The organism is Vibrio sp. 2033 (genome assembly GCF_033339735.1).
Window position 1 is genome coordinate 120,644 of record NZ_JAWOVC010000004.1, and the last position, 22,386, is coordinate 143,029.

Genomic DNA, 22,386 nt, shown 5'->3' on the forward strand with positions numbered 1-22,386 from the left:
TTAGTAAGCATGATAGGCATTAGACGTGTGAAAGTACCTAAGCGAGTCGGCACCTTATTGGCGACAGCACTATTTTTTAGTGCACTCACTGCCGCTTACTACTATCAGAAATATCTGACGTTGTTAGAAAACAATGTTGAGAACACCGCTCAAGAAGCGTTACATCAATTGGCCTATACTGGCCGTGAATACAGCAATATTCAGGATCAAATCGAAACGATCAGTGACCTACTTGGTCACAGCCAAAGTCTGTATGAATATCTGCGCCAACCTAACCGGGTGAACCGTTCCATCTTAGAAGACATGTGGATCTCGGTCGCAATCAATCAAAAGTTGTATAAGCAAATTCGCTTTCTTGATGTTTCTGGTCGAGAAAAAGTGAGGATTAATTATGAGATTGAAACAGGCGCTGCGTTGCCCGCGATCAAATTGCAAAATAAGTCAGAGCGAGATTACTTTCAATTCGCTAAGAACTTAGACGATGGCGAAATCGCTTCGTGGGGGATAGGTTTAGAACGAGAGTATGGCGAGTTAGTCTATCCCTATAGCCCGTCACTGCGTATTTTGATGCCTATTTCGCTTAACGGAAAGCGCGAAGGGTATCTTGTGCTTAATGTTGATATTGACTATTTATCCTCTCGACTCAACTATTCGTCAGTGCTTGATTTCCATATTGAGCTGATTAAGAGTGACGGATTTTACATTGATAGCCCTAAATCAGCTCGTTTGTATGGCCATATAATTCCCGCTCGCTCTCAATTTAATTTTGGCCGGATGTACCCAAACATTTGGCGTAGTTTAAATTCAAAAGATTCGGGCTATGCTTACAATGGTTCGAATTTGGTCGCGTATCGCACCATCCAGTTTGTTTCTAGCGAACCTCTTCATCTGGTTATTGATCTTACCAATGAGCAGTTATTATCCCGAGCTCAGAGGGATATTGATGACTTAATCCAAGAAGCGTTTTTTGTTCTAAGTTTGGTGCTCGGCTTCACTTTGCCGACGGCAGCCCTTGCTCTGCATTATCGGCGTCATAGTATGGAATCGAAGTTGGCTCGAGCTGCTCTTGATGGTATGACTGCGGTGATGATCTCGGATGCTTCACATAGAATCATCATGGTTAATCAAGAGTTTGAAAATATGATGGGTTACTCAACCAAGCATGCCCAAGGTTGGAGTGCACATCATTTAATTCTCTTACCTGAAGATCTCGAAGCAAACCTGAGTATCTGGAAAACACTGAAGAGTGAACACGTATGGGAAGGGGAGATTCGTTGTCGAACTAAGTTTAATCAAGTCTTTACTGCAATAATGCGTATTCAGGCGAATTTAACCAAATCAGGTAAAGTGAGTTATTACATTACGTCGCTGGTGGATATCTCTGGGCAAAAAGAGTTAGAAGAAAAATTACGAAACCTAAGCGAAAAAGATGGCTTGACGGGGTTGTGGAACCGCCGAAAATTTGAAGAGCAATTGGCGCAATATGCGGGGATTATTGAACGCTATCCTGATAGCCCTCCTGCTTGTTTGGCGTTGTTTGATATTGACCATTTTAAGCGTATTAATGACGAGCTAGGCCACGACGAAGGAGACAAGGTGATTTGTAGTGTCGCAGAAACCCTCCTAGAAGAAGTCCGCAGCACAGACTTTGTATCTCGTGTCGGTGGTGAGGAATTTGCAGTGATCATGCCGCATACAACACTAGAAGAGGCTGAAATTGTATTGAACAGGCTACGTGTCGCGGTTCAAATGCGTAGTGATAGAGGCATTACTGTCAGTGCTGGGTATAGTGATTTAACCTCTGATCGTACAAGAACGTATAAATGTGCTGATATTGCTTTGTATGAGTCAAAAAGTGCAGGGCGTAACTGCGTATCGCTGTGTCATAGTTATGATGATATTGCTTAGTGCTTTTACAAAAACGAAAAAACGGGGATAGACCCCCGCTTTTTAGTCTCAGCGTTATTCGCTAGCCAGTATGCGACATTGGTTGTCGATGGCGGCTTCGATACACTGTATTGACTGTCTCAAATAACGCTCTAGATAACCTAAAGCATCCTGACTCTTTTTGTCTAGCGATGCCTTCATCAGTATTTCTTGCTCATCGAGATTACAGTGCCCAGGGTTCCCTGTGCCTAAAATCTGCATCGCGAAGTATTGGTAGCGTTTAATTTTCGTGAGTAGATCGCGGAAAAACCCAAACATATTGACAGAGCCAGCACCTTCAAACAGCGCAGTAAGAAACTGATTTTGGCGCTCTTCCCATTCCCTCCAACAAAAGCTTTCGCCAGGTTTTACTCGGGATAACTTGTGATAAGCAGTTAGTACATCCAGTTCCCATTTTTCATCGCCAATCATAATTGCCTTACTGAGTAAGCATGCGGAGACCATTTGCAGGCTTTCGTACAAGTCATGTAACTCATCTTTACATACAGGTGCAACCCAGCAGCCTTTTTGCGGCTCGAGTTTGACGTATTTGCTCCAAGATAATTGCACCAATGCTTCTCGAATGGGTGACGCTCCTACGTTGTACTTCTCTTTGAGTTCGGCAACCACGAGTTTTTGACCTGGTTTAAGCTCGCCATCGAGAATATCCTGACGGATCATTCTTAATACTTTGTCGGTAAGAGTGGGACTAGACACATACACCTCATAGAAACTTTAATCGTGACGATAAAATTAAACAGTACGAAATTCTGATAGAGGTAAATAATACAATTAGCCTATTATGAGAGCAAGAAAGCCATATAAAAAAGGAGGGCATAAGCCCTCCTTCTCAAGAAACTGAAGTGTTAAAAGTTCAGTCTTATAGCACGTGTACAGAAGCTGTGTTCGTAGTACCTGAAGCAACTAGAGCGCCAGAAACCATAACAACGATATCGCCTTTGTTACCTAGACCTGATTCTAGAGCAAGTTCTTTACCCGCTACGTAGAATGCGTCAGTGCTTTCGATTGAATCAACAACTACAGGAGTAACACCTTTAGTTAGAACTAGCTGTGCAGCAGTTTTCTTGTTAGTTGTTAGCGCTAGAATGTTTGCAGTTGGGAAGTACTTACGTACTGAACGTGCAGACTTACCGCCTTCAGTTGCAACAACGATAAGTGGAGCAGCTAGTTTCTCTGCTGTGTCTACTGCGCCTTTACATACTGCTTCAGTGATGCGTAGACGTGGGCTGTCTAGACGAGAACCTAGCTCAGCTTTTAGCGCTGAATCAGTACGGTTCGCGATTTGAGCCATGATAGTTACCGCTTCAACAGGGTATTTACCTTTCGCCGTTTCACCAGAAAGCATTACTGCGTCAGTACCGTCCATTACCGCGTTAGCAACGTCGCCTGCTTCCGCACGAGTAGGACGTGGGTTGTTGATCATAGAATCAAGCATTTGAGTTGCTGTGATAACCATCTTACGTGCACGGTTACACTTCTCGATCATCATTTTCTGAGCGAAGATTACTTCTTCAGCTGGGATTTCAACACCTAGATCACCACGTGCAACCATGATGCCGTCAGAAAGCTCTAGGATCTCGTCGAAGTTATCAACACCTTCTTGGTTTTCGATCTTAGAGATGATGTGGATGTTCTCGCCGCCGTTTGCAGCAAGTACTTCACGGATTTCTTGAACGTCAGACGCTTTACGGATGAAAGAAGCTGCTACGAAGTCAACGCCTTGCTCACAACCAAACTTAAGGTCGTTCTTATCTTTTTCAGATAGTGCAGGTAGGTTTACAGAAACGCCAGGAAGGTTAACACCTTTGTTTTCGCCTAGTGCACCGTTGTTAAGAACTTTACATTTAACTTCAGTTTCCGTCTTAGAGATAACTTCCATCTCGATTAGACCGTCGTCTACTAGGATAGTGTTACCTACGTTTAGGTCTGCTGCGAAACCAGCGTAAGTTACTGCAACTTTATCTTTGTTACCTACAACTGAAGTGTCAGTTGTGAAAGTGAATTCTTGACCTGCTACTAGATCAACATCGTTACCGCCTTCTAGCTTGATAGTGCGGATTTCTGGACCTTTAGTATCTAGAAGAATTGCTAGTGGTTTGCCAGTAGCTTCCATTACTTTACGGAAGTTCGCGATACGAGTGCCGTGTTCTTCGTAGTCACCGTGAGAGAAGTTAAGGCGCATTACGTTCATGCCTGCGTTAACTAGTTCAGTTAGCTTCTCTACAGATTCTGTTTTGGGGCCAATCGTACATACGATTTTGGTCTTTTTCATGGAAGATACTCTCCGGTAAGTATAGTTACAATTTGAAAGTCGGTTATTTACTCTGAAGTCAGGACGTTTTTGATGACATTTAGTACCTGTCACCCACCGATTTTTCGTCTCATTATTAGAACTTCAGATTCTGAAAGTCTTTCACCAAGTTTAGTCATTTTATGACTAAAAGATCGGCGATTTTGGTTACCTTTTTGTGACTAATCCCACTTTATATGCAGAAAGTTGCAAAAAAATAGCCTTCAATTCTGTAATTTTTTTTCTTTTCGGTGGCGAATTCTACCACTGAATGAATCCAATATCACTGTTTAAGAATTGTCTTAGGACAAGGTTTTATCGAGAAATATTAATTTTTTGGATCGAAATAAATGGACTTAAAAGTTTCGGTTTGACTATAATAAGTTTCACATCGAAACTTAAAATCAAAACTTAAATGTCGAAACGAAATACTCAATTAAGAAGACACGCCATTTCTAACTTGGTTTCTGAACTAGGAGAAGTCAGCGTTGATGAACTTGCTCAGAAATTCGAAACCTCAGAGGTCACGATTAGAAAGGATTTAGCTTCTTTAGAGAAAAACGGCCAACTTCTACGCCGCTATGGCGGTGCGATTGCTATCCCAAAGGAAGTCATTCACGAAGAATTGGGCGCTAATGTTTCGACTCGAAAGTTAAGCTTAGCAAAAGCAGCAGCATCATTGATTCGCGATCATAATCGCATCGTGATCGACAGTGGCAGCACGACTGCCGCGCTGATTCAACAGTTGAATGACAAACGTGGCTTAGTGGTCATGACCAACTCGTTGCATGTTGCTAACGCCCTAAATGAATTAGAGAGCGAACCGACACTGCTGATGACTGGCGGTACTTGGGATACGCACTCAGAGTCCTTTCAAGGCAAAGTAGCCGAATCTGTATTACGAGCTTACGACTTTGACCAACTATTCATCGGTGCGGATGGCATCGATCTCGAGCGTGGAACCACGACATTTAATGAATTGGTTGGCTTAAGTAAGGTAATGGCAGAAGCGTCACGTGAAGTGATCGTAATGATCGAGTCCGAAAAAGTCGGCCGTAAGATCCCAAACTTAGAGCTCGCTTGGCATCAAGTTGATGTGTTGGTGACCGATGCAGATATCCAAGCAGAGCATAAAGTACAGATTGAACAACATGGCGTGAAAGTCATTTGCGCCTAATAATGTAATCAGTTTCATATTTTACTTCCCTCTGGATAAAGGCCTTTGCTTGCTGCCTCTATTTGAAATCATGGCTAGGGAAGAACAAAACTACAAACGGAGATAAACACATGTGTGGAATCGTAGGTGCAGTAGCACAACGAGATGTTGCAGAAATTTTGGTTGAAGGTCTACGCCGCTTAGAGTACCGCGGTTACGACTCTGCTGGCGTTGCGGTTGTTGATGGCGAATCAAACCTAACGCGCGTTCGTCGCTTGGGTAAAGTACAAGAATTGGCTGATGCAGTAGAAGAAGCAAAAGTGATCGGCGGAACTGGTATTGCGCACACTCGTTGGGCGACGCACGGTGAACCTTCTGAAATCAATGCTCACCCACACATGTCTGGTGATATCGCAGTGGTCCATAACGGCATCATCGAAAACCATGAAGAGCTGCGTGAGCTGCTTCAATCTCGTGGCTACGTGTTTGAATCGCAAACGGATACAGAAGTTATCGCACACATGGTTGAGTGGGAACTTCGTACTTCAGAAACGCTATTAGAAGCGGTACAAAAAACAGCAAAACAACTTGAAGGCGCATACGGCACGGTAGCGTTGGATCGCAAAGATCCTTCACGCATCGTAGTAGCGCGTTCAGGCAGCCCGATCGTGATCGGTTTTGGTGTGGGTGAAAACTTCCTAGCGTCTGACCAACTTGCATTACTCAACGTTACGCGCCGTTTCATGTACCTAGAAGAAGGGGACGTAGCAGAAATTACTCGCCGTGAAGTCACTGTGTTTGATGCAACGGGTGAGCCAGTTGAGCGTGAAATTGTTGAATCTAATGCAGAGCATGATGCAGGTGATAAAGGCCAATACCGTCACTTCATGCAAAAAGAAATCTATGAGCAACCTAAAGCGTTGATCAACACAATGGAAGGTCGTATCACGGCAGACTCTGTTGTGACAGACGCGATCGGTGTGCACGCGGCAGACATTCTAAGCAAAGTAGAACACGTACAAATCGTCGCGTGTGGTACGTCTTACAACGCAGGTATGACGGCACGTTACTGGTTTGAAGACATTGCTGGCGTTAGCTGTGATGTAGAAATCGCGTCTGAGTTCCGTTACCGCAAGTTTGTGACTCGTCCAAACAGCCTATTGATCACGTTGTCTCAGTCTGGTGAAACCGCTGATACCCTAGCAGCACTTCGCCTAGCAAAAGAGAAAGGTTACATGGCGGCGATGACCATCTGTAACGTAGCGGGTTCCTCTTTGGTTCGTGAATCAGATTTTGCATTCATGACTCGCGCTGGTGTTGAAATCGGTGTGGCTTCAACTAAAGCGTTCACGACTCAACTTTCTGCACTACTTATGTTGGTAACGGCACTGGGTAAAGAGCAAGGTCGCATCAGCAAAGAGAAAGAAAAAGAGATTGTTGAAGCGCTACACGCACTTCCTAAGCAAATCAACGCGGCACTTTCTTTCGAGAAAGAAATTGAAGCACTAGCAACGGATTTTGCAGACAAGCACCACACATTGTTCCTAGGCCGTGGCGAGTTCTACCCAATCGCGATGGAAGCGTCTCTAAAACTGAAAGAGATCTCGTACATCCACGCAGAAGCGTACGCGGCGGGTGAACTGAAACACGGTCCTCTGGCTCTAATTGATGCTGACATGCCAGTTGTTGTGGTTGCACCAAGCAACGACCTACTTGAAAAGCTAAAATCAAACGTTGAAGAAGTGCGTGCGCGTGGCGGCCTTCTATACGTATTCGCAGATGCAGACGCAGGCTTCGAAGGCGATGAAACAATGAAGATCATCACAATGCCTCACGTTAGTGAAATCACGGCGGCGATCTACTACACCATCCCAATGCAGTTACTGTCTTACTACGTAGCACTGATCAAAGGTACGGACGTAGACCAACCACGTAACCTGGCGAAAGCGGTAACGGTTGAGTAATTACGCTTAACAGCAAAAATCCAAGCGGCACATGCGAGAGTATGTGCCGCTTTTTTATTTAAGCCCACTTTAAGGGGGTGAGTTATTGACCCAACTGGTGAGCGGTTAGAATTGCAGAGTAGACATTTTCTGCCGTCACTGGGAATGGCATATTGTGGATGGTTTCTCCCTCGGCCGTTGAAGCTTCGGCGACCTCGCGCAACTTAGCGTGATTAAGCTCTTTAACGCCCATATCAAATAAGTTGGTTGGTAGACCTACAGAGCGGCAGAAGGCGAGAACCGTATTAATCTCTTCCATCGCTGCGTTTTCTAGCACCAATTGAACAAGTGTGCCGAACGCGACTTTCTCACCATGATAGAGATGATGACACTCTTCAAGCTTAGTTAGGCCGTTATGAATAGCGTGAGCACCTGCCAGGCCACTGCTTTCAAAACCGATACCGCTTAGGTATGTATTGGCTTCAATAATATTTTCTACCGCTTTGGTGCTCACACCATTTTCTACCGCAGCTTTTGCTTTTAAACCATCTTCAAGCAAGGTTTCATAGCAAAGTTTCGCAAGAGCTTGCGCTGAACGTGTCGCTAAACCACCAGCCATTGTTGCCTTACCAGAGGTCATGTTGGCTCTGGCTTCAAAGTAGGTGGAAAGCGCGTCACCCATCCCCGATACCAGTAGGCGAACAGGGGCTTTGGCGATGACTGATGTATCCATGATGACCATGTCTGGGTTTTTAGGGATCATCAAGTATTCCGCAAATTCACCTTCTGGTGTGTATATCACCGCAAGAGCAGAGGTTGGCGCATCAGTCGAGGCAATCGTAGGAACCACCACGACAGGAATTTTGGTGTAAAACGCAACGGCCTTTGCTGTATCTAACGTTTTACCGCCACCAATACCGACAATGACATCATGTTTTTGAGTCGCACAAATGTCCGTGATGCGTTCAATCTCAACGCGCGAACATTCGCCACCAAAAATGTTCATAGTGAGTGGAAGCTTTTCGTCAGCAAAGCTTTGCTTGACGTCATCACCAACCAGGTTAGTCACGAACTCATCGGCAATTACTAACGGACGTTCACCCAATGTTTTCACATAGTGAGCGATAGATGTAAGTACTTGTTCACCTTGGACGTATTTGCTTGGGCTGATAATAATTTTGTCCATAATTCAAACCTTTAACCTTTTTTATGTGTGTTTTGGACTGCAATGAATATCCATTGTAGGGATAAGGTTTATATTAGGTTTGGTGTGGTAAGTGGTGAAGGATATCTCTGGTTTTGTTCCATGCTTTTATGACCTCTGTGTCAAACCGACTGTCAGAAGTAATAAGCATCAGCATGCTTTATGGCGACGATCACTATTCAGGACAATTTGTCGTTTTACGTTTCATATTGAAACAAAAATGCCGAAGTTTTTGTTTCAATATGAAACAGATTGATTTTTGTTGAGCACGCTTTTTCTCTGTTTAAGATGAATTCATACCCTACATAAAAATATAAATGGAATGAGATAGAACGATGAAAAAGTTAATTAACCAAGTTGATGATGTTGTATTGCAGCAAATGGAAGGTCTGGCATTGTCCCGCCCTGAGCTAAAAGCGAACTACGAACCTCGTTACATGTGGCATGAGGAAACTCCGGGGCAAGTGGCACTGGTTTCTGGTGGTGGCTGTGGTCATGAACCTTTGCACGCAGGTTTTATTGGTAAAGGCATGCTGACAGGCGCCTGCCCAGGAGAGGTATTTACTTCACCTACGCCTGATCAAATGTACGAATGTGGCAACCAAGTGAATACCGGTGAGGGCGTGCTGTTTATCATTAAAAACTACACCGGTGATGTGTTGAACTTTGAAACGGCTGTGGAGCTGCTTCATACCGATGGTATCAAAGTTGGGTCGGTGTTGGTGGATGACGATGTTGCAGTCAAAGACAGCCTATACACCGCTGGTCGCCGTGGCGTTGCTGGAACGGTATTGGTTGAAAAGTTAGTTGGGGCTGCCGCGAACAAAGGTTATTCGTTGGAGCAATGTGAAGCGCTGGCTCGTCGCGTTAATAACCACTGTCGTTCATTTGGCGTGGCGCTTAATGCTTGTGTTGTACCCGCAGCAGGTAAACCATCTTTTGTTCTGGAAGATGATGAAGTGGAGTTTGGTGTTGGTATCCATGGTGAACCAGGTATCAAGCGAGTGAAATACACCGATGTCGATACGTTAGTGGATGAAATGTTTGCTGAAGTTGCTGAAAACACACCTTATCAGCGCACATTGCGTATTTGGAATCGTGACGAAGGTGAATGGGATGAAGTGGAATCCAGCATTGAGCCTTTCGCCGCTGAACACGACTACATCGTGATGGTGAATGGTATGGGTGGTACGCCAACTTCAGAGCTTTACGGAGTGTACCGCCGTCTGGCTCATAACTGCGAGCAAGCAGGGTTCCATATCGTGCGTAATATGGTTGGTAACTTCTGTACGTCACTCGATATGGAAGGCGTTTCGATTACGTTGCTGAAGGCAGACAAAGAGATGTTGGAGCTGTTTGATGCTCCTGTCGATACGGCCGCGATCAAGTGGTAAGAGGGGGGAGCAAACATGCAAATTGAAAAACAACATATCGTTCACTGGTTAGAGTTATGTGCAAAAACGTATCAAGAGAATCAAGATTTTCTGACCGACCTTGATCGTGATATTGGTGACGCAGACCATGGTCTCAATATGAACCGTGGCTTTAAAAAAGTTGCTGAAAAACTGCCGCAATTTGCGGACCAAAATATCGGCAGCATTCTCAAGAATACGGGCATGACCTTGCTTTCTAGTGTCGGTGGGGCAAGTGGCCCTCTGTATGGCACGCTGTTTATTCGCACGGCCGCCGCTGTCGGAACTCGAGAGCAATTAACGTTTGAAGAGTTGGTGGATGCACTAAAAAGCGGTGTGGATGGCGTGGTGTCTCGTGGTAAAGCGGAACTGGGTGATAAAACCATGTGTGATGTTTGGTTACCCGTTTTAGTTAGCGTGAAGGCGTTGTTAGAAAATGGTATGAGCGCCGATCACTTACTGAATGAAATGGTTGAGCTAGCAGAAACGAGCGCGGTTGCCACGATTGAAATGTTGGCGAAAAAAGGGCGAGCAAGCTATTTAGGTGAACGTAGTATTGGCCACCAAGACCCCGGTGCAACCTCTTCTTTGTTAATGATTAAAGCACTACAGCAGGCAATAGCAGGTAATTAAGATGGTGGGAATTGTAGTTGTATCTCATAGTCGTCGACTTGCAGAAGGGGTGGCAGAACTTGCCACCCAAATGACGCAAGGCAAAGCCAAGCTTGCGATTGCTGCTGGGATTGATGATCCAGAGAACCCGATCGGAACCGATGCCATTGCCGTGATGGAAGCGATTGAGCAGGTACAAGATCAACAAGGGGTTGTTGTGTTGATGGATCTTGGCAGCGCGTTGCTTAGCACGGAAATGGCTCTGGATCTGATTGATGATCATGTGAGGGAAAATGTCACCCTTATCTCGGCACCTATTGTTGAAGGGACCATGGCGGCGTCGGTCGCAGCTGCTGCCGGGCTACCTTTATCGACGGTAGTCGAAGAGGCACAGAATGCGTTAAGCGTAAAACGAGAGCATCTTGGTGATCAGCCACTAACATCCGCTGAGATAGCGCCAGTATCAGAAAACTTTGAGCAAGAACGGACATTTGATTGGGTAGTGCAAAATCCGCATGGATTACATGCTCGTCCCGCTGCGGCCATTGTTGGTGCACTCGCGCCTTTCGACTGCCAATTATGGTTGAAAAAAGGCGAGCGCCGTGTGAACGCGAAAAGCTTGAACAGCATTGCGAAACTTGGCGTTCGTAGTCAAGAGACGATCACCTTATGCGCACTTGGACCTCAATCCAGTGAAGCAATCAAGGCATTTGAAGCCTTAGCTAGTGAGCACTTCGGAGAAAAAGAGGCGGTTGAGCAAGGCATTGTCGAACCTGAAGAAAGCTCGGATACTTTACTCGATGGCATGGCCTCAAATCAGATTGAAGGTGCTGTTGTTGGTATTCGAGTCAATGACGGTATCGCTACTGCTCCAGTTGTCTTTTTTACTCATGAAATGCCAGCAGTGCCTGAACGTGATTTCCAAAGTGAACAAGATGAAATTGAACGGGTTAAGCGTGCGATAGGCGTGGTTGTTCAACATTTGCAGGAGCAAGCGAAGCAGCCGAAAGGGGAAATATTTTCTGCTCATAGCATGATGCTCTGTGACCCAGAATTATGGGCATCGGTCGAGTCGCGAATTCAAACGGGCATGATAGCCGAGCAAGCTTGGATAGAATCACTGCAAACGTTAGCCGACGAGTTTCGCCAGGCTGAAAGCCAGTACATGCGGGAGCGCGAAGCTGATGTGCATGATATCGCACGGCAAGTTATGGTTGAAATGACAGGCGTAACGCCTAATGCCATCGACATTCAGGAACCGAGTATTTTGTTGGCCCGTGACCTTATGCCTTCTGATGTGGCTGGGCTTGATAAATCGAAAGTGCTTGGTATCTGTTTGAGTGAAGGAGGGAAAACCTCTCACAGTGCGATTCTTGCTCGTGCGATGGGGATTCCTGCCATGGTTAAAGCTCAGGGTTGTCTTGATACTGTGCGTGCTGGGCAAGTGGTGACTATTGATGGCTTTCGAGGGCATTTATGGTTCTCTCCTTCAGATGCCATACAACAGGAATTAGAAGCGCAACAAATTGAGTGGCAAAGCACCCGACAAAGTGCACTAGCGAGTGCTCAGCAAGCCGCAGTCACCTGTGATGGTGTCCATATTCCAGTATTCGCCAATATTGGTGGACCGAAAGATATTGATGATGCACTAACATCAGGAGCTGAGGGCGTTGGTCTATTTCGGACTGAGTTTCTATTTCAAAACAGTGATGAGTTGCCGACTGAGGAAGCGCAGTACCAAGTGTATCGTGATATTGCCGCCGCACTTGGTGATAAGCCACTTACGATTCGTAGTCTAGATGTTGGCGGTGATAAGCCTTTAGCCGCTTATCCTATGCCAGCGGAAGATAATCCATTTTTAGGTCTGAGAGGGGTACGGTTGTGCCTTCAACATGAGTCATTGTTTACCGCCCAACTTCGAGCCATTCTGAGAGCTTTTCACGAGCAACCGAATATTCAATTGATGATACCGATGGTGGCTCAGGTTGAAGAAGTGAGAAAAGTAAAAGCGCTGTTGGCACATCAAGCAAACCAACTTGGCTTGGATGCGACTCATTTGCCTGTCGGTATTATGATTGAAGTACCCGCCGCGGTATTAAATGCTGATGCGTTAGCCCAAGAAGTCGACTTTTTCTCTATTGGCACCAATGATTTGACTCAATATGTTATGGCTGCCGATCGAGGTAACGCCGCTGTTGCTGAATTGGTGAACTACTTTGAACCATCGGTACTAAAAGCCATTGAGCTCACGTGTGCAGCAGGCGATCGCGCGGGCATACCGGTTAGTATGTGTGGTGAGATGGCTGGCGATCCAAATGCCACAGAAACATTGCTTCGCGTGGGGTTGCGAAAATTCAGCGCCAGTTCGAGTATGCTCCCGGGACTAAAAGCGCAGATTCGTCAGCTGTCTGTCGATGTTTAGTCGATATCTTATCGTTAGTACATCTGTACCGGCGTGCTTACGCCGGTTTTACTTTTTGTAGGAACGCCACTTCTTGGCTTAATACAGCTTCCTTTGCTCCTGCAGCCCAAACTTATTAATTTTTCTCCATAAGGTCGTGCGGCCAATTTGCAATGCTTTCGCCATATCATGCATTTTGCCATCACACTGATTCCAAGCCTGAACAATCGCTCTTCTCTCGGCTTCTTCTAACGTGATTACTGGCGTATTTTCTGCGGTATGGCGAGAATTCAGTTTAATGTCTTCAGGAATATCGTTCAGCTTGATTAAGTTGGAACTGCGGTTCAGCAAAATTCGCTCAGTTCGGTTTCTTAATTCAGAGTTGTTGCCTGACCAACGAAAATTCATCAACGCTTCCAGTGCGACTGGCTCTATCGAGATCGTCACATTGTGGCGGCGTTCATAATGGCTGATAAGCTGCTGGACGAGAAATTCAATGTCTTCTTTACGCTTTCGTAGTGGCGGAATATGCAGCTCGTTCGAGGAGATTTCATAATAAAGTTGCCGACCAAATGAGCGCTGAGTGACATACTCGCTGATCTCTGAAGCGGTGCTCGTAATAAGTTGAAAGTCTACGGGGATCAATCGCAAACTGTCGCTGCGGCTGACGAGCCCAGTTTTTAACAACTTAAGTAACACGGCTTGTAAATCGGGCGACAGATATTCCACCTTCTCTAAAAAGAGCGTACCGCCATGGGCGAGTTCAAACTTAGAAGGCATGCCTTGTCCTTCGTCGTAGCCTAGGGTTTCTTTGACCAGTTGCTCTGTATTGATAGAGCGACAGTTGAGCGTAATGAATGGCCCTTCTTTGTAGGTGCTTTCGTTATGAATCGCCATGGCGAGAGTGGCTTTTCCTACACCTTCTTCACCTGTAATTAGAATCGGTGATTTGGACTTTATGGCCCGTTTTGCCACGGTAATGACATGCTTCATTTTTCGTGAAATGACAGGCAAAGTGCTGAACGTATAGCGCGCACTGCCACCTATTTGTTGTTGAGCAAGTTCGCGAATTTTATCGATAGGGTGCAAGAACAATAAGTGTGTGCCGTCGTTGAGTGGACGCAAGGTGATGATCGCTTCAACAAACTCGCCACGAACCTCTACCGTTGTGAGTTTACGGTTTATGCTCGCACCTGACTCAATACTAGTAAGGACATTCGGTGGGAAGCGCAAAACAGAAAAGACTTCTTTATCCAAGACCTGACTGGCTTCAATGTTTAACAAGCGCTCGGACTGGTGATTTACCATGGTTATACGGCTCTCTTCATCCCAGGCCAGAAGGCCGTCATCCATGCACTCTAACGTTGCGTTATGCGCACAAGTGAGGCGGTTCATGTTTTCTTGTTCCGACTGAATGTGGATTTGCAAGCTGACTTCTTTCGCGCTCGACGCGATGATGACTAAGTCTTCTTTCTTATAGCTTTCCGCTTTTCTGAAAAGGCATGTTGTACCGCGTAATTTGCCAAATTGGTCGAAAACAGGCGCCGCTACAGAGGCATAAGAGTGCAAGCGGCGATTGAAATGTTCGGCAGCAAAAACTTCACACGGGATATGAGTATTGATACAGAGATTGACTGCATTTGTGCCTATCTTTCCTTCGGAGAGAAAGCAGCCTTGTTTTATGCCGAGTGCTTGCATCTCTTGTCGCATAGAGTCGTGCCCGACGGTGGAGAGAATACAGCCGTTGCCATCGGTTACCATCAATACCAGGTCTTCGTCACCAAGCATATCGTACGTATCTTCAAGTACGGTCGTGGCGCATTCGATGAGATGTTCATTGCGCTTCATTAGAGATGAGAAGGTAAATCCAGAGGCAATATGTGGTTTTGACCAGGTGTAAGGGCTGCATTGCTTTATGCAACGCTCCCACGACTCGAGGACGGGAGTGCGGGAAAATTCTGGAGATACCCAGTGGTGTTTCTGGAAAAACTCCCACTTAGTTTTAGTGTCTTCGATTGAAAGCATGCGATACCGTTTCAATACTAGCGATAGATTGGTCTGATGTTACAGAGACATCGGAATATGGACTGTGATGGCTTTCACGCACGTTGTATAGAAGAATGTGCAAAAAGAGGGGCGAGTTGAGGAGGCTTCCGTGCCAGTTTTTCGATTAAAAAGGGCTGTCTTTGCCGAGCTCATTGCAAATCTCGACAATGGCAAGTGAGAGCCCTGACTTAATGATTTGTTGTTGACGTTGCAGTTGTAGCTGATAAAACTCAAGGTCGATGTCGTCATCTGGTTCGCTGACTTCCAGTTGTACCATGCCCATTTTCTTCACCAAGTGCAGTTTCTTAATTGGTTCTAGAATATTCGGGTCAGTGAATTCGTAATCTGAAGCGTCACTATTGAGTTGGTTTTTGAGTTTGATGATGTCTTCGATGTCGTGGTAAATGTCATCGGGGAGCACTCCCAAGCCAAACAATAACTTCAAACGAACAGACAGATCGCCCAGCGGTCCAGAGTCTTGTAGCAGCGGACCGACAACTGATTGAACAGCGAAGTTATCTTTACGAAAGATTCTTTGCACCAACCCGTCGATCGAATCGTTAAAAACGTCGACTGCTGCAATGAAAAAGCCTCGTACCGATGGTGCGCTGTTTAATCGCTCAATGATCTCGGTTTCGTTGATGTTATCTGCCATATACTGAATACATTTCTAATTATTAGCTATCCCAACTCTTCAAGCAGAGAAGGACATAGAAGGGGAGCCGAGCTCCCCTAGGTAAATCAAAGTTGGTTGTAAAGTGTCTCGATTTGAGCCACTTCATCGCTGTCTTCTGCAAGACCTGTGTATGTCGCTAGCGTCTTCTTCACTCCCACTTCTTTTAATGAGTTTTGTAGCTCTACGGCTTGTGGGTCAGTGTCGTTAGTGTACTTCAACGTAGCGGCAATGCCTTTCAAAAGTGTTTGATTTTCAGTGCCATACTCAATTGTACCGAGTAAAGGCTTCACTAATCTATCGTTTGCACCCAATTTTCGAATTGGTTGACGACCTACGCGATCCACCTCATCCACTAAGTATGGGTTGGCAAAGCGTCCTAAAATCTTCTCGATGTAGGCGTTGTGCATGTCACGGTCGAAGCCGTAGCGTTTGATCAGCACTTCACCACTCTCTTGCATCGCCTGTTTTACTTCAGCGTGAATGCTAGGGTCTTCAATTGCTTCACGAATGGTGCGATGGCCTTTCAAGCAACCTAGGTAAGCGGTAATGCAGTGGCCTGTATTGAGAGTGAATAGCTTGCGTTCTACGAATGCCATTAGGTTGTTGGTTCTTTCCATGCCAGCTATGTCAGGGATTTCGCCCTTGAATTGCTGCTCATCCACAATCCATTCGCTAAAGCTCTCTACCGTCACTTCTAGTGGGTCATCGTTCGCTGCTTCTGCTGGTGGCACGATGCGGTCTACCGCTGAATCGACAAAGCCAACCAATTCGTCTGCTTTCGCGTGCAATGATTCATCCAAGTGTTTGTACACTTCACCTTTTAGGTGTGTGGTGCCACGAACCATGTTTTCACACGCGATGATGTTCAATGGCTTATCGTTACCTACTGCAAAGCGCTTAGCAATGCCGGTAGCGATGGTTTTTGCAATGATGTCCAGTACGTTAGGGCCAACCGCTGTTGTGACCAAGTCGGTTTTTACAATGCGGTCAATGACATCTTTACTGGCTGAGTTTACCGCGGTGACGTGAGTTACTGTGTCGATTTGGCACTCAGTACCGACCACTTTTACTTTGTATTCTTGCTTGTGACTCAGTTGGTCGACGAGTGGAGCGTCAACGTCTGCAAATGTGACCTCGACTTCTGCATCTGCTAAGAGTTTTCCGATGAAGCCACGACCAATGTTACCTGCGCCAAAATGAACTGCGTTTTTCATAATTCTTACCTACCAATGTCTAAAATGTTGACTTACGAAACTAGGGGGAGGCCAACCGCATAGGGGGTGACAGCTGACCTCATTTGCCTCAGGAGCAAATTAAAGGGGTAATTAAGCCGCTTGTTGACCGCCAAGGATGTTTAGAATCTCTTCCACATCGTTGGTGCTGGTTAGCTTCTCAATTGCCTCCGGCTCATCGAGCGCGTTCGTAATGGTGGTGATCACCTGGATGTGCTCATCGTTCTTAGCGGCAATGCCGATAACCAGTTTCGCTACATCATCGTCGTCTTCAGTAAATTGGATACCCGATGGGTATTGGCAGATTACAATGCCGGTTTTCTTCACGCGGTCTTTCGCTTCTACCGTGCCGTGAGGCACTGCGATAGATTCGCCTAGGTAAGTTGGAACCAATGCTTCACGCTCAAACATCGCGTCTACGTATTCTGGTTCTGCGTAGCCAAGTTCGACCAACTTGTTGCCCGCGAAGCGAATCGCTTCTTCTTTGTTGGCAGCTTTCAAACCTAGGTGAATATTTTCACGCTGGATTTGGAACACCGACGTTTGCTGTGGTTCGAAGTTGTCGTCGTTTGCTGCCACGAGCGACACTTTTACCATTTGGTCGTCATTGGCTGCGGATTGGTTTTGTGCTGCTAGTAGTTTGGTGACTAGCTGGTTGTACATCTCGCTGTCTAGGAAGTTAGTCAATGAAATGTGGTGTGCGTTTGGAGCATGCTTACGTGCACGATCCGTTAAGTCTTTATGAGTAATCACGATATCTGCACTCTCTGGTAAGCTGTTAATGGCAAGGTTGGTTACGTGGATGTTCAGACCTGCGTCTTGAACCTTTTTGCGTAGCATGCTCGCGCCCATTGCACTCGAGCCCATGCCCGCATCACAAGCGACAATGATGCTTTGTACTGTCGCTAGGTCTACGTCACCTTTGCTTTGGTTGTTTACCACCGCATCGTTTTTAGATGCAGATTTCATGTCTTTCATTTGTGATGTTGCTTTTTCTAGTGCTGCTTCATCACCGTCTTCTTCTGTTGACGTTTGAGTCTTCATTAGCAGTGCTGCTACGGCGAATGACACGCCTGTTGCTGCTGCGATAGACGCTAGAACACCAACGATTGAGCCTTTCTGAGTCATCAACAAGATTGCAAAGATTGAACCTGGTGATGCTGGAGAAACGATACCTGCGTTAAACATTGTTAGAACGAATACGCCAGTCATACCACCTGCAATAGCTGCTAGGATTAGGCGAGGGTTCATTAGAATGTATGGGAAGTAAATTTCGTGGATACCGCCGAAGAAGTGGATGATTGATGCACCACCGGCAGTTTGACGAGCCGTTCCTTTACCAAACACCATGTAAGCCAGCAAGATACCTAGACCAGGACCTGGGTTCGCTTCGATTAGGAAGAAGATAGATTGACCTGTCTCAGACGCTTGTTGGATACCCAGTGGAGAGAAAATACCGTGGTTGATCGCATTGTTTAGGAACAGGATCTTCGCAGGTTCAACGAAGATTGAAGTCAGTGGTAGTAGGTGAGCAGAAACTAGGAAGTTAACGCCAGCCGCCAAGCCACCAGAAAGAATTTTTACGAATGGACCGATAAAGATGAAGGCAAGGATCGCACATAGCATGCCGATGATGCCCGCAGAGAAGTTGTTAACCAACATCTCGAAGCCACTTTTTACTTTACCATCGATGTAGTTATCGAATTTCTTGATAGCCCAGCCGCCCATTGGGCCGACCATCATTGCCCCCATAAACATTGGGATGTCTGTGCCGACAATCACACCCATTGTTGTGATTGCACCGACTACCGCACCACGATCGCCACCAACTAATTTACCACCGGTGTAACCGATAAGTAGTGGCAGCAAGTAGGTAATCATTGGGCCAACCATAGAGGCTAACGTTTCGTTTGGTAGCCATCCAGTTGGGATAAATAGAGCAGTGATAAAGCCCCACGCGATAAACGCGCCGATGTTTGGCATTACCATGTTTGACAGAAAACGACCAAAATTTTGTATCTTGATCTTGGCATCTGGTGATATCATAACAATTCCCCGTTCGATGTTCTGATGAATCTTGTTGTAGTAAACGGTTCGCCAAAACCGTTTGTTTGATTGCTTAGTACCCAATCAATTTACCACACATTTTCCAATTGGAACTGACAACGGGTTTTTTGTGATCTACGCCCGCATTTCTTAGGCTGAGAAACGGTTTTTAAGTGACCAAGTTCAACTTATTAACTTGTAACTTAATAACAAAAAACCACTTTCAAATCTGTCAATGAAAATCTTAGTGATCAATCCGATCTTCTGACAAATTTAAAATTAAAATACCTTGTGACTTTGATCGCTTTTAATTTTTTTTGAAATTCGAATTAAATACTTGTAATGATCAATGTCACGTTTTGTGTTGAGTTGTGGTGGATTTAAAGTGTGACTTGGATCTGTTTTTGTTTTTTGTGAAAGTTTGTGACGGAATTGGTGAGATAAATGCTATCTAGATCTTTCGATAGATTGTATCTATAAGATTCTTTTCGGCGCACTTCACGGAGTACGCCTAATTAGTTGATGAAAGAGTAAATAAAGAGAGTCGCCACACGGTTCTTCTTGTGATTCCCAACTCTCTACTTAATCACTGTTCTTAATCATCGTTGCTATTAGTATGATAGACGAGGTAGTCATGAGCTTGCTCGCGTCCCATATACCTTGCCAACGTCTTTTCTTGAACATCGCGCAAATCCACCATAATCAATCCATCTAGAGCGTTATTGAATGCAGGGTCGACGTTGAAGCATACCAGCTTGCCATTGAGGCTTAAGTACTGACGCAGCAAAACGGGCACTCCTTTCCCTTCATCGATTCTGGCAATGACACGTGACAATAGCTGTAAATCACCCAGAGCAGTGAGCATGCTGGTGTTCCAGTCACGGTGGTGCTCAGGAAGTGGGTTAGAAGGTGTGACGTACTCTGCGCAATTGTTGTCGTAGTGGTGCAGTGTCATTGATTGAGCCAGTAATTGACGTGCAGTATCGCTATAATCGTTGCTAATGCTTACCGGACCAAATAGGTGAGTGTAATCTGGGTTTTGATGAACGAACGTTGCGATGCCTTTCCACAGCAGCAGTAGCGCGCTCATGCTCTTTTGATATTGCTGTGCAATCACAGAGCGCCCCATCTCAATGGATTTACCCATTTGGTCGATAAAGCGTTGGTCATAGTTAAACAACGTTCGTGAATACAGACCTGCTACGCCGCGCTTTTGAATCAGTTGATCAACCAGACCTAAACGATACGCGCCCACCAAGCATTGGTTCTCTCTGTCCCACACAAACAGATGCAGGTAATCATGATCGAAATGGTCAATGTCTATTGCTAGTCCCGTCCCTTCGCCAACTTGTCGAAAATTGAGCTCACGTAGGCGACCAATTTCATGCAGTAGGGAAGGGATATTCTGCGACTCCGTGCAGTAGACATCGAACTCACCACTTGTTAGCAGCTTGGACTCTTTTGGTAAGCCGTTCAGCTCTTCAAGCAATTCGCCTACGGGTAACCCTGCCGCTATTGGAGAGAGCATTTCTGATGAAGAAGAAGGCTTCACTGAATGGGGTTCACGATTGAGCAAGTAAGTGTTGAGCCGCAAATAGTTCACCACTTGATCATCGTTAAGTGTGTTGAGCTCTTTGAATTTAATCGCTTGGCCAAAAGACAAGTTGATGGTTTGTGCATGTTTGTTCAGTAGCTCCCGCCCGAGCATTAGGGTACGCAAAAGTGGATGGATTTTCCCTGCCATATAGAAGCGTTTCGAGTTCTGACCACTGATGAATACTGGAACTGTCGTTGCTTTGTTTTTGCGGATTAGGCTACTTACGCTTCGACTCCACGCTTTATCTTCCAAGCGTTGCTGTTTGGCATCGACTAACTGGGAAACCTCACCGGCAGGAAAGACAAGCAATAAGCCGCCACTTGCTAGGTGTTTATTAGCCGCTCTGAGGGCCTTCATATTCGATTTGACGGCGTCTTTGCCTTCAAACACATCGACACCAATGAAGAGCTGATCTAACTCCGGCACGGTTTTCAGGTATTGATTGGCTAGAATTTGGATATCGTCTCGTACCATCAACAAGAGTTCGGCCAAGATGACGCCTTCCACACAACCAAGCGGATGGTTCGCCACAATGACGGTAGCACCTTGTTTAGGTACTGAGTCGAGTGAACCATGAGCAATGCGATAATCGATACCTAAGATATCCAGCGTGAAGCGGAGAAAAGTTTTGGTATCGGCATTAACGGGGCGTTGGGCGTAGAACTTATCAAGTTGGTTTAAACCGGTTGCCCATTCAGCAACGTTTTCACCAATGCCAAACGGCGTTTTACGAGGGAGACGAAAAGGGGTTGAACTATCCATATTTACCTCAGCGTACAAGTTGCTGATTGGATAGTAGAAATTACAGATGACAGTTAAGAGGCAAAAGCATGAGCCTTTGGTGACAAACCAATGAAGCTTTATTGACTAAAGAAAACGGTATATCACTGTGCTATGAATCAAAACTCGCGTTATGTCTCCCTCTTAAAACAATAGATAGGCTATCTTATCTAGAACAAAGATTAAGCTAAGTTGATATTTATCAGGGGGAAATAATGGAACGAGTTTCCAATAAAGCAGCACTTTGGATTGGGCTAAGTTTGATACTTGGTCTTGGCATCCTTGGCTATTTTATGCAGCAGACGGCGGTGAAATACCGAGCCTATGAAAGAGTCGTGACAGTAAAAGGTTTGTCGGAGCGTGAGTATCCTGCTGATACGGTGATTTGGCCGATTCAATTTACTCTAGCGAGTAATGATATGGGAGCCATGTTTGATGAAATTGACCAGCAAACCCGTTTGATTTTGGACTTTCTAAGTGCCAAAGGGCTTCCTGAAACCAGCGTTTCCCTTTCTTCCCCTGCGGTCATTGACAGAAAAGCACAGCAATATGGGAGCGAGCAAGACATTGAGTATCGTTATTTGGCCTCGCGAACCGTTACGGTTTACAGCCAGAGTGTTGATGTTGTTCGAGCGGCAATCAATGAAATAGGTGAGCTAGGAAAACAAGGCGTTTTGCTTAACCAAGATCCTTATGAAAATCGTGTTGAGTACAGCTTTACTAAGCTGAATGATGTGAAGCCAGACATGATCGAAGAAGCGACTAAGAATGCGCGTGAAGTGGCTGAGAAATTTGCGAAAGACTCACAGAGTTCACTGGGTAAGATCAAACGTGCAACTCAAGGGCAGTTCTCGATTTATGACCGAGACAGCAACACGCCTTACATTAAAAAAGTCCGAGTGGTATCGACGGTTCAATATTACTTATCTGATTAAAGTTGCGCTCATATAGCCAATAGTTGGTCGTTCCATCACCCTCTGTTTGTAGAGGTATCTATGCTCTGTGATAGGGAAGTCAGTCTTCGCTGACGCTATATACAAGTAC

The 22,386-nt window shown here is 45.5% G+C and carries 15 protein-coding genes; 7 read left to right on the forward strand and 8 right to left on the reverse strand.

Translation table 11 applies throughout. From position 1 onward, the window contains the following. Nucleotides 1-27 precede the first annotated feature (27 nt). Nucleotides 28-1,908 carry a sensor domain-containing diguanylate cyclase gene (locus R7P74_RS08135; protein WP_005379698.1) on the forward strand — a complete coding sequence of 627 codons (1,881 nt, stop codon included), beginning with the start codon at nucleotides 28-30 and terminating at the stop codon, nucleotides 1,906-1,908. A gap of 54 nt (nucleotides 1,909-1,962) precedes the next feature. On the opposite strand, the gene R7P74_RS08140 is transcribed toward R7P74_RS08135, so the two are convergent. Next, nucleotides 1,963-2,649 (reverse strand): GntR family transcriptional regulator, encoded by a 687-nt coding sequence (locus R7P74_RS08140; RefSeq protein WP_225473412.1) that lies wholly within the window; start codon nucleotides 2,647-2,649, stop codon nucleotides 1,963-1,965. 157 nt (nucleotides 2,650-2,806) lie between these two features. After that, on the reverse strand, nucleotides 2,807-4,219 hold the full coding sequence (gene pykF / locus R7P74_RS08145) for a pyruvate kinase PykF (protein WP_005392243.1): 1,413 nt from the start codon (nucleotides 4,217-4,219) through the stop codon (nucleotides 2,807-2,809). Nucleotides 4,220-4,652: 433 nt separating this feature from the next. Between pykF and R7P74_RS08150 the strand changes: the two genes are divergently transcribed. Together R7P74_RS08150 and glmS are read left to right on the forward strand one after the other, a co-directional pair. Beyond that, nucleotides 4,653-5,414, forward strand: coding sequence for a DeoR/GlpR family DNA-binding transcription regulator (locus R7P74_RS08150; RefSeq protein ID WP_151514452.1), 762 nt, complete (start codon nucleotides 4,653-4,655; stop codon nucleotides 5,412-5,414). A gap of 110 nt (nucleotides 5,415-5,524) precedes the next feature. Next, nucleotides 5,525-7,357: a glutamine--fructose-6-phosphate transaminase (isomerizing) gene (gene glmS / locus R7P74_RS08155; protein ID WP_033906046.1), complete on the forward strand. Its 1,833-nt coding sequence runs from the start codon at nucleotides 5,525-5,527 to the stop codon at nucleotides 7,355-7,357. 82 nt (nucleotides 7,358-7,439) lie between these two features. On the opposite strand, the gene R7P74_RS08160 is transcribed toward glmS, so the two are convergent. After that, nucleotides 7,440-8,522, reverse strand: a complete 1,083-nt coding sequence (locus R7P74_RS08160) for a glycerol dehydrogenase (protein ID WP_005487429.1) — start codon at nucleotides 8,520-8,522, stop codon at nucleotides 7,440-7,442. A gap of 353 nt (nucleotides 8,523-8,875) precedes the next feature. Here R7P74_RS08160 and dhaK point away from each other — a divergent pair, with 353 nt between their 5' ends. Genes dhaK through ptsP form a run of 3 tightly spaced genes read left to right on the forward strand, consistent with a single transcriptional unit; the run spans nucleotide 8,876 to nucleotide 12,986 of the window. Then, entirely contained in the window at nucleotides 8,876-9,934 is a 1,059-nt protein-coding gene (dhaK, locus tag R7P74_RS08165; RefSeq protein ID WP_213903652.1) for a dihydroxyacetone kinase subunit DhaK, read from the forward strand. A gap of 15 nt (nucleotides 9,935-9,949) precedes the next feature. Further along, nucleotides 9,950-10,585: a dihydroxyacetone kinase subunit DhaL gene (gene dhaL / locus R7P74_RS08170; RefSeq protein ID WP_262637903.1), complete on the forward strand. Its 636-nt coding sequence runs from the start codon at nucleotides 9,950-9,952 to the stop codon at nucleotides 10,583-10,585. Between the two features lies 1 nt (nucleotide 10,586). Then, a complete protein-coding gene (gene ptsP / locus R7P74_RS08175; protein WP_318122796.1) occupies nucleotides 10,587-12,986 on the forward strand; it encodes a phosphoenolpyruvate--protein phosphotransferase in 2,400 nt (799 codons plus the stop codon). Between the two features lie 78 nt (nucleotides 12,987-13,064). Here the strand turns inward: ptsP and dhaR are convergent, their stop codons facing one another. The 5 genes from dhaR to R7P74_RS08200 form a co-directional block, all read right to left on the reverse strand. Beyond that, a complete protein-coding gene (dhaR, locus tag R7P74_RS08180; protein WP_318122797.1) occupies nucleotides 13,065-14,990 on the reverse strand; it encodes a dihydroxyacetone kinase operon transcriptional regulator DhaR in 1,926 nt (641 codons plus the stop codon). 145 nt (nucleotides 14,991-15,135) lie between these two features. Further along, entirely contained in the window at nucleotides 15,136-15,666 is a 531-nt protein-coding gene (locus R7P74_RS08185) for an MltR family transcriptional regulator (protein ID WP_005379708.1), read from the reverse strand. A gap of 86 nt (nucleotides 15,667-15,752) precedes the next feature. Then, entirely contained in the window at nucleotides 15,753-16,901 is a 1,149-nt protein-coding gene (locus R7P74_RS08190; RefSeq protein ID WP_318122798.1) for a mannitol-1-phosphate 5-dehydrogenase, read from the reverse strand. A 111-nt stretch (nucleotides 16,902-17,012) separates the two neighbouring features. Continuing rightward, entirely contained in the window at nucleotides 17,013-18,965 is a 1,953-nt protein-coding gene (locus tag R7P74_RS08195) for a PTS mannitol transporter subunit IICBA (RefSeq protein ID WP_225473417.1), read from the reverse strand. Nucleotides 18,966-19,560: 595 nt separating this feature from the next. Continuing rightward, nucleotides 19,561-21,324 (reverse strand): lysophospholipid acyltransferase family protein, encoded by a 1,764-nt coding sequence (locus tag R7P74_RS08200; RefSeq protein ID WP_239945575.1) that lies wholly within the window; start codon nucleotides 21,322-21,324, stop codon nucleotides 19,561-19,563. A gap of 233 nt (nucleotides 21,325-21,557) precedes the next feature. On the opposite strand from R7P74_RS08200, the gene R7P74_RS08205 reads away from it, so the two are divergent. Beyond that, nucleotides 21,558-22,277 carry an SIMPL domain-containing protein gene (locus tag R7P74_RS08205; protein WP_318122799.1) on the forward strand — a complete coding sequence of 240 codons (720 nt, stop codon included), beginning with the start codon at nucleotides 21,558-21,560 and terminating at the stop codon, nucleotides 22,275-22,277. The last annotated feature ends 109 nt before the right edge of the window (nucleotides 22,278-22,386 follow it).